The following is a 13,345-nucleotide window of genomic DNA, read 5'->3' on the forward strand; positions in this document are numbered from 1 at the left end:
CGCCCGTACGCCCGGGTGTCGAGGGGGCGTGCGGTGCGCGGGGCATGCGGCTCGGGCGGGTGTGACGGGTACGGCGGCTGCTTCGTCAACGGCGGTCGGACCGTCGGCCGGTGGGGACTCCGGTGTCCCGCGCGGGTGGTCGGTCCGGAGCGGCAGGGGTTGTGCCGTGCCCGCGATGTCCCTCAGTGAACCCGGGCTCGACGGCGGGCGGACCTGGGCCGGTCTACAGACGACCGGCCCGGCGGGCGGGTGGACCCCGTAGGATTCTCCGAACTCCGTGCCCGCCGGTGTGCACGCCCGTAACACGCCCCGCGGCCTCCCACCGCGGGCCCGCGACCCCGTCTGGCAGGAACTCTGGTGCTGCTGAACGAACTTCTCGGGATTCCCGGCCTCGGGCTCACCCGACTGCTCCCTCCCGGCCCGCGGGACCGGCGGGTGACCGGCGTCTACACCACCGATCTCCCCGATCCGGGCCGCTACCTGGACGGCGGCGAGCTGGTCCTCACCTCGACCACCTGGTACCGGGAACCGGGCGACGCCGATGTGTTCGTCGCGGCGCTGGCCTCGGCGGGCGCCGCAGCCCTGGTCGCGGGGTCGGCCGCCGTCGGCGAGCTGCCCGCCGCACTGATCGACGCCTGCGAGCGGAACGGGCTGCCGCTGCTGTCCGTCGGCGACGACGTGTCGTACGCCGCGCTGACCGAGACCGTGCTCGCGGTGCTCGCCGGTCCTGTGGGCCGCTCCCCCGGCGCCGGGCTCCACCGCGGTCTGGTGGCGAGCATGGCGTCGGGGGCTGGAGCGGAGGGCCTGGTCGAGGTGCTGGCCCGCTCCACCGGCGTGCACTGTGCGGTCCTCTCCGCCACCGGGCGCCCCACCGCGGGCGCCGTACCGGAGGTGTCGGACCGTCATCTCGGACGCTGCCTCCGGGCGGCCTTCGCCGCCGGCGCCTTCCCCTCCGTGCAGCCGATGCCCGGCGGCGGGCACCTCACCTTCCTCCCGGTGCAGTCCCCTGTCGCCCACCGCCCGCCGGCCGGCTACCTGGCGGCGGCCGGCGACCACCGGGACTGGGCCCCCGGGATCGCGGACGCCGCCGCAGAGGTGTGCGCGCTGCTCGCGCTCGACGGGGTCGCCCGGCAGGAACGCCGGCGCATCGAGGAGCGCCTGCTGCGCGAGTCCGTGGAGCTGCTGCGCGCGGGCCGCACCGAAGCCGCCGAGGGGCGGCTGCGCAGCCTCGGCCTGGACCTGGAATCACCCCTGGCCGTCGCACACGTGGTCACCAGCGGCCGCCCCTACGGGGGCGAGCTCGCCGCCGTGATCCTGGACGAGGTGCACGAGCGGATACCGGGCTGTTCCGCCCCGTTCACCACGGCCGACGGCCATCTGCTGTTCGTTCCCGCCACGGGCGGCGGGGACGGGCCCGGCCTCGCCGCACTCCTCACGGAGGCCGCCGGGCGGCTCGAACCCTTCCTGGCCCAAGGCTGGGCGGCGATCGGCATGTCGGACCCGGCGACCGGCCCGAGCGGCCTGCGCCGGGCGCTTGAGGAGGCGGTGCACACCCAGCGGGTCGCCAGGCGGGGCGGCGGCACCGTGCGGTTGGCCGGCACGGAGGCGATCTCCTCCCATCTGATGCTGCTGGCCGCCGTCCCCGACGAAGTGCGCCAGACGTACCGGGAACGTCTGATCGGCGTGCTGGAGCGCTACGACGCGGAGCACCACACCGAGCTGGTCGCCACCGTCCGCGCGTTCCTCGACGCGTCCGGGTCGTGGCAGCGGTGCGCGGAACAACTGCACGTCCACGTCAACACCCTGCGCTACCGCCTCCAGCGGGTCGAACAGCTGACGGGCCACGGCCTGGCCACCCTGCACGACCGCGTGGACTTCGTGCTGGCGCTCGGGATCAGGTGAGCCGCCTGGCGTGACCGGGGCCCGGGGTTGCCCTGGGTTGCCCTGGGCACCCGCCCCGTCCCGCCCTGACCTCCACCTCGCGTCGCTCCCTGCCCGGCGCCTGCCCGGACGACTCCGCAGCACCCGGCGCCCTGGGTGCGGTACGGGCGGACATGACGACGGGCCGACGAACGTTGACGGACCGATCCGACCCGACTGACGGACGCTCACCGCTGAGGCGCACGGCTGCCCAGCGCCCTCCCGAAAGGTGAACAGGGGTTGTCCTGGGCGTCTGATGAAGTTAATCTCCACCAGTCAGCACCGAGGCGGCGGAATCCTCCACCCTTCTCCTCGGGCCGTACCGGCCCGGCGATCCGGATTCCCGACCCCATGTGACCGACCTCTCCCCCATCGGTGAGTCGCCCTTCTCGGAGGTACGCGTTGTCGTCTGTGAGCCCACCCAGGAAGAAGCCATGGTTCCGGGAGTTGAGCTGGGAGCAAGTGCGCGCGCTCCTGGCCGCCTGGATCGGCTACATGCTCGACGGATTCGACTTCGTCCTGCTCACCTACGTACTCGGCGACATCTCCGACGAGTTCGACGTCTCGCTGGCCACCGCCAGCACGCTCCTGGTGGCCACCTTCGGTTCCCGCTGGCTGGGCGGCGCCATCTTCGGATCGATCGCCGACCGTTACGGCCGCAAGTCCGCCATGGTCTGGTCGATCGTCCTGTACTCGGCCGGCACCTTCCTCTGCGGGCTGGCCTGGAGCTTCGCGGCCATCTTCTTCTTCCGCCTGATCGTCGGCATCGGCATGGCGGGTGAGTACAGCGCGAGCAGCACCTACGCGGTGGAGAGCTGGCCCAAGCACCTGAAGAACAAGGCCAGCGCCTTCCTCATCACCGGTTTCGCGGTGGGCGGTCTCGTCGCCGCGCAGGTGTACGCCCCCGTCGTCGAGAACTTCGGCTGGCGCGCCCTGTTCTTCATCGGCATCCTGCCGGTGTTCGTCGCGCTCTACATCCGCCGGTCCGCACCCGAATCCCCCGAGTGGGAGGAGGCGAAGGAGGAATCGGGGACGGAGCACCGGTTCTCCGCGCTCGCCCTCTTCGGCCGCCGCAGGCTCCCCGTGACCCTGATGCTGATCCTGGTCGTCTTCCTCGCGTTCTGCACCAACTGGCCCGTGTCCGGGCTGATGCCGGCCTACCTCGAGTCCCTCGGGTACGACCGCGGGGCCACCGGCGACATCATGTTCTACGCAGGACTGGGCACCGTCACCGGCACAGCGGCTTCCGGCTTCGTCGGTGACCGCTTCGGCACGGCTCGGACCTACGCGGGCACCCTCTTCGTCTCGCTCGCGTTCCTCTTCCCCGTCTTCGCCGTCGGCGCCGACAACACGTTCATGCTCGTCGCCCTCCTCTTCTGCTTCATGGGGACCAACTTCGGCATCTCGGGTCTCCTCCCGAAGTACCTGTACGACTTCTTCGACGCCCGCACCCGTGCCTCCGGCATGGGCACCGTCTACAACATCGGCGCCATCGGAGGCGGCGTCGCCCCGTGGTTCGGCGCGATCCTCGGCGACTCCTGGGGACTCGGCACGGCGATGGCCACCCTGACCGCCGTCGGCGTCGTCACGCTGGTCCTGCTGGTGGCGCTCGACGCGCCCGGCCGGCTGCTCCGCCGCCAAGCCGCACTGGACGGTCACGGACCGGACTCCCTGGCGGAGGCGCCGGCCGCGGTACCCGCGGGGAAGCGTTGAAGCCGACCACTGCTGAAAGTAATCTCCGCCCATGAGTGACAAGACGTCAGAAAACTCCGTGAGCACACCCGGTGGCGAGCGACTGGAGAGCCGCATCCGCGCTCTGCTGCCCAACCTCAACCCCTCGAGTGTCCGCATCGCGAAGATCCTGCTCGACGACCAGGCGGGCGCGTCCCGCAGGACCATGTCGGAACTCGCCGCGATGGCCGGGACCAGCGAGTCCTCGGTCGTACGCACCACGCGCGCGCTGGGCTTCCACGGATACGCGGAACTACGCCTGGCTCTCGCCGCCGAGGCCGCCCGCGAGACCGCGGGGCCACAGGTCAGCGGGGACATCACCCCCGCCGACTCGCTGGCCGACGTGGTCGCGAAGCTGGCCGGTGAGGAGATGCAGGCCATCTCGGACACCGCGGCGCAGCTCGACGTCGAGGTCATGGACCGGATCATCGGCCTGATGATCAAGGCCCGTCGCATCAACATCCACGGGTCCGGGGCCTCCGGGCTCGTGGCGATGGACCTGCACCACAAGCTGGAGCGCATCGGCTACCCGAGCCATGTGTACTACGACGTGCACGGTGGTCTCACCAGTGCCGCGCTGCTAGGCACCGAGGACGTCGCGGTGGGCATCTCCTTCTCCGGGGAGACCAACGACGTGATCGGCGCCATGCGTCAGGCGGCGGCCGCCGGTGCCGCCACCGTCGCCATCACCAACCACCCGCGCTCCCAGCTGGCGACCCTGGCGGATCACGTCCTGCTCCCGGCAGGGGCGGAGACCGCCTTCCGGCCGGGCGCACTGGCCAGCAGGATCAGCCAGCTCCTCACGATCGACTGCCTGTTCGTGGGCATCGCCCAGCGTACGTACGACCGCACCATGCGGGCCCTGTCCCTCACCCACGAGGCGCTGCAGAGCCAACGCACCCCGCCCAGGAAGAACCGCCCATGACCGACACCGACACCGGTACCCGGCGCGCCGGTCTCCCTGACGGGTCCGATGCCGGAGTGCTGGGCGACTGCGTGGCCGCCGTTGACATCGGAGGCACCGGCACCCGGGTGCGGCTGAGCGACGGCGGCACAGCAGGCGCGGTCGTACGCGCACCGGGGAGAACCGTGTCCGCCGCCGGGGTCGACTCCGACGCCCTGCTGGACGGGCTGGCCACCGTGCTGGAGACACTGCGCGCCTCCCACCCGCACTTCCGGGTCAGGGCGCTCGGCGTCGGCATGAGCGGCCTGCTGGGTCTCACCGCGCAGCCCGACGGCCTTCCCGACAGGCTCGCCGCCCTCTTCGGCACGGACCGTGTGGTGCTCGCCTCCGACATGGTGACCTCGTACACCGGTGCCCTCGGGGCGAGGCCCGGCGCCGTCGTGGCCGCCGGGACCGGAGCGGTGGCCCTCGGAACCGACTTCCGCGACCTGTGGCTCCGCCGGGACGGCTGGGGGCACCTCCTGGGAGACGAGGGCAGCGGGGCGTGGATCGGGGCCGCGGGGCTCCGGGCCGCCATGCGCGCCCACGACGGCCGGGCGGGCGGATCGACGACATTGCTGGAGCTGCTGGCCGAGCGGTACGGCGAACCCTCCGGCCTTCCGGGGCGGCTCTACCCGCACGGCGACGTCGCCGGCCGGATGGCCGCCTTCGCACCGGACGTCGCCCGTGCCGCGCACCGCGGCGACCGCGTCGCGCTCGGCATCTGGCGACGGGCGGGCGAGCACCTCGCGGACACGGTGTGCGCGGCCCTCCCGCCGGGCGAGCCGCCGGTCGTCTCCTGGTGCGGGCAGCTCTTCTCCGCCGGGGACCTGCTGACCGGCCCCTTCCTGGACGCCGTGGCGGACACGGCGCCCGGGGCGGAGCTCGTACCGCCCGCGGGGTCGTCCCTCGACGGCGCCGCCGCCCTGGCCCGGCTGGCCCTGGAGAGACCCGACCGGCTTCCCGACGCCGCCCCCTTCATACGTTCCCTGACCCCGGAGTCCGATGCGATCCGCTCCCCGGACTCCTGCTGACCGACGCACCACCATCACAACGCAAGGACTGAACCACCGTGAAGACCAACCGTTTCGCCCTGATCGGCGCCGGCCTCTTCGGCGAACGGCACGCCCAGGCGTACAGCCGCTCCCCCTACGTCGACTTCGCCGCGGTCTGCGACATGCGCGCCGAGCGTGCCGAGGAGATCGCCACCACGTTCGGCGCGGGCCGGGCGACGACCGACTTCCGCGAGGTGCTCGCCGACCCCACGATCGACGCGGTCTCGATCGCCACCCCCGACCACCTGCACCGTGAGCTCGCGGTGGCCGCCGCTGAGGCGGGCAAGCACATACTCGTCGAGAAGCCGCTGGCCACCACCGTCGAGGACGCCATCGCGATCGACGACGCGGCGCGGGCCAACGGCGTGAAGCTGATGGTCGACTTCCACAACCGCGTCAACCCGATGATGCTCTCGGCCAAGCAGGCCATCGACCGGGGTGACATCGGCGCCCCCGCCTACGTCTACTCGCGTCTGAGCAACACCATGGCCGTAGCCACGGGAATGCTCTCCTGGGCGAGCCACTCCTCGGCCCTGTGGTTCCTGGCGAGCCACACCATCGACGCCGTCCGCTGGATGCTGAACGACGAGGTCGTGCGGGTGTACGCGGTCAGCCGCGACAAGATCCTCCGCGAGCGGGGCGTTCCGACCGCCGACTTCCACGCCGCGACCGTGGAGTTCGCGAGCGGCACCGTCGCCGTCTTCGAGTCCGCGTGGATCCTGCCGGACACCCACTCGACGGTGAAGGACCTCAAGCTGGAGATCCTGGGCGACAAGGGCGCCGTCAACATCGACGGTTCCCACAACCGCACCCTGGAGATCTACACCTCCGAGCGCAGCTCCTTCCCCGACCTGTACGCCCCGCCGACCGGCGAGCACCTGACCGGTTTCGTGCTGGACGCGATCGCGTACTTCGTCGACGCGGTCGTCTTCGACAAGCCCGTACTCGCGACCGGTGAGGACGGCATCGAGATCACCCGCATCCTGTGCGCGATCGAGGAGTCGGTGCGCACGCGCATGCCGGTCGACCTCAAGCCCCGCGCCTGACCGTTCCGGTGAACCCCGCCCACCCCGCCGTGGCCGGCCCGCGCGCCTTCCGCGCCTCCCGGACCACGCCGACGGGCGGACGGCACCACTTCCGGAACACGCGCCAACGGTGAAGTGACGGTCACGGGGCGGGCGGCGCCACGCCGCCCGCCCCGCCCACCGTCCTCCCAGACACAGAGAACCGAGATGCCTTCTCCCCACGCAGCACCCCTGACCGACGCGTCGCCCCTGACCACGCAGGAGCTCAGCTCCCTCGCCACCGAGCAGCACCGCGCCGACCGCGCGGACATCGACCTGCTCCCCACCCCGGACCTGGTCCGGCTCATGACCCGCGACGACGCGCGGGTGCCGGAGGCGGTGCACGCGGCGTCCGACGCCATCGCGCGGGCGGCCGACGTCGCCGCGGCACGGCTCGCCGAGGGCGGCCGGCTCATCTACATGGGCGCCGGTACCGCCGGACGCATCGGTGTCCTGGACGCCAGTGAGTGCGTGCCCACCTTCAACACCCGCCCCGGCCAGGTGGTCGGGCTGATCGCGGGCGGCCCCTCCGCCGTCACACTGCCCGTGGAGGGGGCGGAGGACGACGGGTCGACGGCCGTCGAGCACCTGGACGCGATCGGCCTCACCGAGCGGGACGTCGTCTGCGGGATCGCGGCGAGCGGACGCACGCCCTACGCGGTGGCGGGGGTGCGCCACGCGCGCGCCCTCGGCGCCGCCACCATCGGCGTCTCCTGCAGCCCGGACTCCGCGCTCGGCCGGGCGGCGGACATCGCGATCGAGGTGGTCGTGGGCGCCGAGTTCATCACCGGATCCACCCGGCTGAAGGCCGGCACGGCCCAGAAGCTCGTGGTCAACGCCCTGTCCACGGTGACGATGATCCGGCTGGGAAAGACGTACGGGAACCTGATGGTCGATCTCCAGGCCTCCAACGAGAAGCTGCGCAAGCGCTCGCACCACATCGTCTCCCTCGCCACCGGTGCGGACGCCGATGAGATCGACGTGGCACTGGAAGCCTCCGGTCACGAGGTCAAGACGGCCGTGCACATGCTGCTCGCCGGCACCACGGCCGAACAGGCGCGGACCGCCCTGCGGACCCACGACGGCTCCCTGCGCAAGGCGCTCGCCGAGCCCGCGCCCGCCTCCGCCTCCGCCTCCGCCTCCGCCCCACGATGAGCCCGCGGTCCCTGCCCGTCTACCGGCGCATCGCGGAGGTCCTGCGCCAAGACGTCCTCGACGGCCGGCTGCGGGAGGGATCGCTGCTCCCGTCCGAACGCGAGGTGTGCCGGCGTTTCCGCGTGGCGCGCGCGACCGCGCGTCACAGCCTGCACGTCCTCGTGCGGGAGGACCTCGCCGTGCCCGTCCAGGGCGTCGGTTACGTCGTCGCCGGGACGCACACCCCGACGGGTCCGGCGCCCGGCACCGGGTCTGTGCGGGTGCCCGTCGCCTTCCTCAACGCCGCGATCGAGATGCTGGAGGCGGACGCCGTGCCCGCGACGGCCTCCCGCGTGGCGACACTGCTGCGGGCAGCGGTGCACGCCGGGTAGGCCCGGTGACCGCGCAGGGCGCACGCCCCCGCCGGCCTGCTCGGCGTGCGTCCCTCGGGCCCACAGGGCACAGGGACCGCGAACCCCCTTCTCCCCTCTGCCGCTTGGCCCCTCTCCGGTCCGGGCGTCGGACCGGCCGACCGACCAGTACACCTGTTTCACCCCTTGCAAGGAGCCCTGTGCCCACCGCACCCGTCCAGCCGGCCTCGGGCATGTCCCTCGACACGCTTGCCGCTCTCAGATCCTCGCTCACCGAACCGGGGCGCTTCGACACGGGCGCCGCCCGCCGGGCGGCCGCGCACGACGCCTCCCACTACGCCCTGACGCCCGAGGCCGTGGTCAGCGCCGCCTCGGCGGAGGAGGTGGCGTCGCTCATCGCGGCCTGCCGTTCCGCCGGACTGCCGCTGACCCTGCGTTCCGGCGGCACCAGCCTCTCGGGCCAGGCGTCCGGACCGGGCGTCCTGGTGGACGTACGCACGCACTGGCGTGAGGCCGAGGTGCTCGACGAGGGCCGTCGCATCCGCGTGCAGCCCGGGATGACGCTTCGTCAGGCCAATGCCCGGCTGGCCCGTCACGGCCGCAGGCTCGGCCCCGACCCGGCGAGCGAGGGGGCGTGCACGGTCGGCGGGGTCGTCTCCAACAACTCCAGCGGCATGAACTGCGGGACGCAGGACAACTCCTACCGCACCGTGGAGTCCCTCCGCTTCGTCCTGCCCTCGGGCACCGTCGTCGACTCGGGGGCACCGGATGCCGACGCCCTGCTGCGCAGCCGCGAACCGGCCCTGTACGAAGGGCTGGTGCGCCTGCGGAACCGGGTGCGCGACAACACGGAGTCGCGACGCACGATCGAGCGGCTGTTCTCCATGAAGAACACCATGGGCTACGCCCTGAACGCCTTCCTGGACCACACGGCCCCGGTCGAGATCCTGGCGCGCCTCATGATCGGGAGCGAGGGAACGCTCGGGTTCATCGCGGAGGCCGTCTTCCGGACCGTGCCCGTACGCCCGCACACGGCGACGGGACTGCTGGTGCTCCCGTCCGTCGCGAGGGCCACCGACGCCCTTCCGGCACTCCAGGAGTGCGGGGTGCGCACCGCCGAACTGCTCGACGCCGCAGCCCTCCGCGTCTCCCAGCAGGGGCTGCGTCCCGAACCGGCGCTGGAGGGCCTGCGCGTCGACCGGCACGCCGCCCTGCTGGTCGAGTTCGCCGAGGACAGCGAGGAGGAGCTGGCGGAGCTGCTCGCGGCGGCGGCCCCGGTGCTCGACGCCATGCCCTCGGACCGGGGGGCAGCGCTCACCCGCTCGCAGAAGGAGCGGGCCGGACTGTGGCGTCTGCGCAAGGGGCTCTACACCGCCGTGGCGGGTGCCCGTCCCGCCGGCACCACGGCGCTCCTGGAGGACATCGTCGTCCCCATGCCCTCGCTGACGGCCACCTGCGAGAGCCTCGTGGAGCTGTTCGAGCGGCACGGCTACGAGGACGCGGTGATCTTCGGCCACGCCCGCGACGCCAACCTGCACTTCATGCTCACCCAGGGCTTCGACGAGGACACCGACGTCGAGCGGTACACGCGGTTCACCGACGACATGGTCGACCTGGTACTGGGGGCGGGCGGCTCGCTCAAGGCCGAGCACGGAACGGGCCGGGTGATGGCTCCGTACGTGCGCCGCCAGTACGGGGACGAACTCTTCGCCGTCATGCGGGAGATCAAGAACCTCTGCGACCCCGCCGGGGTGCTGAGTCCGGGGGTCGTCCTCGACGACGACCCGACCGCCCATCTGCGGCATCTCAAGATCGTGCCGCAGGTCGACGAGGACATCGACCGCTGCGTGGACTGCGGCTACTGCGAGCCCGTCTGTCCGAGCGCGGACGTCACGACCAGTCCCCGGCAGCGGATCGCCCTGCTGCGGGAGATGGCGCTCGCCGAAGCGGCGGGCGACGAGGCCCGACGCGCCGAGCTGGCCTCGGAGTTCGAGTACGCGGCTGTCGACAGCTGCGCCGCCGACAGCCTCTGCGTGACCGCCTGCCCCGTCTCCATCGACACCGGCGCGGTGATGAAGCGGCTGCGGGCCGACCGGCACGGCCCGCTGGCCCGGAAGGCCGGGCAGGCGGTGGCCCGTCACTGGGCGGGCGCGGCGACCGGGGTGCGGGCGGGCCTGTCCGTCGCCCACGCGCTGCCGGAACCACTGGTCCGCGGCGCCGCCGGTGCCGTACGCCGGCTCGGCGCGTCCGGCCTGGTACCCGCCTGGCCCGCCGACATGCCGAAGCCCGGCGGGCCGCGCCCCGGAGCCCGTGCTCCCGAGGGGGCCGAGGCGGTGTTCTTCGCGGCGTGCATCGGTTCGCTCTTCGCACCGGAGGGCGACGGAGAGGGCGTACCGGAGGGCGCGGCGGGCGCGTTCCTCGCGCTGTGCGACAGGGCGGGCGTGCGGGTCGCCGTCCCGGAGGGGCTGGACGGCCTGTGCTGCGGCACCCCCTGGCAGTCGAAGGGCTACGTCGACGGCCACCGGGCCATGGCGGAACGCACCCTGGCGGTGCTGTGGGAGGCGACCGACGGCGGCTGTCTGCCGGTCGTCTGCGACGCCTCGTCCTGCACCCACGGGCTGACCCAGCTGCTCGATGCCCTGCCGCCCGAGGAACGCGGACGGTATGCGCCGCTGCGCTTCACGGACAGCGTGCGGTTCGCCGTCGAGCGGCTCCTCCCGAATCTTCCGGAACCCCGGAAACTGGCGTCCCTCGCGCTGCACCCGACGTGCTCGACGGTGCACCTGGGCATCGACGACGACCTGGCGGCGATCGGCCGGGCGGTCGCCGAACGCGCGGACGTCCCCGACAGCTGGGGCTGCTGCGCCTTCGCCGGTGACCGCGGTCTGCTCCACCCCGAGGTCACCGCGTCGGCGACGGCGGCCCAGGCGGCGGAGGTCGTGGCCGGGGAGTACGAGGCGCACGCCTCGTGCAACCGGACCTGCGAGATGGGTATGACCCGCGCGACCGGCCGGCCCTACCGCCACGTCCTGGAACTCCTGGAGGAGGCGACCAGGCCGGAGATGTGACCGGATCGGGTCAGGCCCCGCGGGCCCGTACGGCGTGGGCGTGTCCCCGCGCCTCGTACGGGCCCGCAGGCATGAGTGGGCCGCTTCGGGATACCCGTACTCCTGACAGAGGAGGCACAGATGCCGCTCACCTTCCGCAAGAGCTTCCAGATCCTTCCGGGCGTCCGGCTCAACATCAACCGGCGCTCGTGGTCCGTGACGACCGGTGGCCGGCACGGCCCGAAGCGGACCCACAGCTCCACCGGCCGGCGCACCACCTCGATGGACCTGCCCGGTCCGTTCGGATGGCGTAAGACGACCAGGCGCAGCCGGCGTAGTTGAGTCACCCGATCGGCGGAGCCCCGCACGCCGGGCCGCCGGGTGCGCCCGAAGCTTCAAACAGGCGCTCTCGGCCGCCCGGCACCGGCTTGTTACGGGACTCGCACACCCCCGGCACGATCTTCATCTCATATCTGAGATAGCGTGCAGGCATGGAAGACGACTACCTCGCCCGTATCGGCAAGCTCATCCGTGACGCCCGTCAGCACCGGGGCTGGACACAGAGCCAGCTGGCCGAGGCGCTCGCCACGAGCCAGAGCGCGGTCAACCGCATCGAGCGCGGCAACCAGAACATCAGCCTTGAGATGATCGCACGCATCGGTGAAGCTCTCGACAGCGAGATCGTGTCCCTCGGGTACTCCGGGCCCATGCACCTGCGGGTGGTCGGCGGACGCCGGCTCTCCGGCTCCATCGACGTCAAGACGAGCAAGAACGCCTGCGTCGCCCTCCTCTGCGGCTCCCTGCTCAACAAGGGCCGTACGGTGCTCCGCCGGGTCGCCCGCATCGAGGAGGTCTTCCGCCTGCTGGAGGTCCTCAACTCCATCGGCGTCCGCACCCGCTGGATCAACGACGGCGCCGACCTCGAGATCGTCCCGCCCGCCGAGCTGGATCTCGCGTCCATCGACGCCGACGCCGCGCGCCGGACCCGCTCCATCATCATGTTCCTCGGCCCGCTGCTGCACCGCATGGACCGTTTCACACTGCCGTACGCCGGCGGCTGCGACCTCGGCACCCGCACCATCGAGCCGCACATGATCGCTCTGCGCCGCTTCGGTCTCGAGATCGCGGCGACCGACGGGCTGTACCACGCGCAGGTCGACCGCGAGGTCCGCCCCGGCCGCCCGATCGTCCTGACCGAGCGCGGCGACACGGTGACCGAGAACGCCCTGCTCGCCGCCGCCCGGCACGACGGCAAGACCGTCATCCGCAACGCGTCCTCCAACTACATGGTCCAGGACCTGTGCTTCTTCCTGGAGGCCCTGGGCGTACGCGTCGACGGCGTCGGCACGACGACCCTCACGGTGCACGGCGTCCCGGAGATCGACGTCGACGTCGACTACTCCCCCTCGGAGGACCCGGTCGAGGCGATGAGCCTGCTGGCCGCCGCCGTGGTGACGGAGTCGGAGCTGACGATCCGTCGCGTCCCGATCGAGTTCCTGGAGATCGAGCTCGCGGTCCTGGAGGAGATGGGCGTCGACTGCGACCGCACCGCCGAGTACGCCGCCGACAACGGCCGCACCCGGCTCGTGGACCTCACGGTCCGGCCCTCCAAGCTGGAGGCGCCGATCGACAAGATCCACCCGATGCCCTTCCCGGGCCTGAACATCGACAACGTGCCGTTCTTCGCGGCCATCGCGGCCTCGGCCCACGGCCAGACCCTCATCCACGACTGGGTCTACGACAACCGCGCCATCTACCTCACCGACCTCAACCGCCTCGGCGGCCGCCTCCAACTCCTGGACCCGCACCGCGTCCTGGTCGAGGGCCCCACCCGCTGGCGCGCCGCCGAGATGATGTGCCCGCCGGCACTGCGCCCGGCGGTGGTGGTCCTGCTGGCGATGATGGCGGCGGAGGGGACGTCGGTGCTGCGCAACGTGTATGTGATCAACCGCGGTTACGAGGAGCTCGCGGAGCGGCTGAACTCGGTGGGGGCGCAGATCGAGATCTTCCGGGACATCTGAGGGTCCTCGGAAAAGGCGCCGCCATACCCCTTCCGACCTGCATAAACGCGAGGCAGGAG

General features: G+C 72.3%; 10 protein-coding genes. All 10 read left to right on the top strand.

What is annotated here, in order from left to right; genetic code table 11:
* Positions 1-357 precede the first annotated feature (357 nt).
* The 10 genes from ACGFNN_RS32930 (at position 358) to ACGFNN_RS32975 (ending at position 13,286) form a co-directional block, all read left to right on the top strand.
* Positions 358-1,902, top strand: a complete 1,545-nt coding sequence (locus ACGFNN_RS32930; RefSeq protein WP_393561478.1) for a PucR family transcriptional regulator ligand-binding domain-containing protein — start codon at positions 358-360, stop codon at positions 1,900-1,902.
* Between the two features lie 465 nt (positions 1,903-2,367).
* Positions 2,368-3,633, top strand: coding sequence for an MFS transporter (locus tag ACGFNN_RS32935; protein ID WP_393561480.1), 1,266 nt, complete (start codon positions 2,368-2,370; stop codon positions 3,631-3,633).
* Positions 3,634-3,664: 31 nt separating this feature from the next.
* Positions 3,665-4,576 carry a MurR/RpiR family transcriptional regulator gene (locus ACGFNN_RS32940; RefSeq protein WP_393561481.1) on the top strand — a complete coding sequence of 304 codons (912 nt, stop codon included), beginning with the start codon at positions 3,665-3,667 and terminating at the stop codon, positions 4,574-4,576.
* Entirely contained in the window at positions 4,573-5,628 is a 1,056-nt protein-coding gene (locus ACGFNN_RS32945) for an N-acetylglucosamine kinase (RefSeq protein ID WP_393561483.1), read from the top strand. The genes ACGFNN_RS32940 and ACGFNN_RS32945 overlap by 4 nt, the downstream gene beginning before the upstream one ends.
* A gap of 38 nt (positions 5,629-5,666) precedes the next feature.
* Positions 5,667-6,695 carry a Gfo/Idh/MocA family protein gene (locus ACGFNN_RS32950; RefSeq protein WP_393561485.1) on the top strand — a complete coding sequence of 343 codons (1,029 nt, stop codon included), beginning with the start codon at positions 5,667-5,669 and terminating at the stop codon, positions 6,693-6,695.
* 186 nt (positions 6,696-6,881) lie between these two features.
* The gene (murQ, locus tag ACGFNN_RS32955; protein ID WP_393561487.1) at positions 6,882-7,868 is read left to right on the top strand and encodes an N-acetylmuramic acid 6-phosphate etherase; all 987 of its coding nucleotides are present in this window, start codon (positions 6,882-6,884) and stop codon (positions 7,866-7,868) included.
* Positions 7,865-8,239 carry a winged helix-turn-helix domain-containing protein gene (locus tag ACGFNN_RS32960; protein ID WP_393561489.1) on the top strand — a complete coding sequence of 125 codons (375 nt, stop codon included), beginning with the start codon at positions 7,865-7,867 and terminating at the stop codon, positions 8,237-8,239. Before murQ ends, ACGFNN_RS32960 begins: the two co-directional genes overlap by 4 nt.
* Before the next feature lie 179 nt (positions 8,240-8,418).
* On the top strand, positions 8,419-11,286 hold the full coding sequence (locus tag ACGFNN_RS32965) for an FAD-binding and (Fe-S)-binding domain-containing protein (protein WP_393561491.1): 2,868 nt from the start codon (positions 8,419-8,421) through the stop codon (positions 11,284-11,286).
* Between the two features lie 120 nt (positions 11,287-11,406).
* Positions 11,407-11,607 carry a DUF4236 domain-containing protein gene (locus ACGFNN_RS32970; RefSeq protein WP_362665792.1) on the top strand — a complete coding sequence of 67 codons (201 nt, stop codon included), beginning with the start codon at positions 11,407-11,409 and terminating at the stop codon, positions 11,605-11,607.
* Between the two features lie 149 nt (positions 11,608-11,756).
* On the top strand, positions 11,757-13,286 hold the full coding sequence (locus ACGFNN_RS32975; RefSeq protein ID WP_362539971.1) for a UDP-N-acetylglucosamine 1-carboxyvinyltransferase: 1,530 nt from the start codon (positions 11,757-11,759) through the stop codon (positions 13,284-13,286).
* Positions 13,287-13,345 lie beyond the last annotated feature (59 nt).

The sequence above is a fragment of the Streptomyces sp. NPDC048590 genome, from assembly GCF_043199535.1.
In the GTDB taxonomy this organism is placed as follows: domain Bacteria; phylum Actinomycetota; class Actinomycetes; order Streptomycetales; family Streptomycetaceae; genus Streptomyces.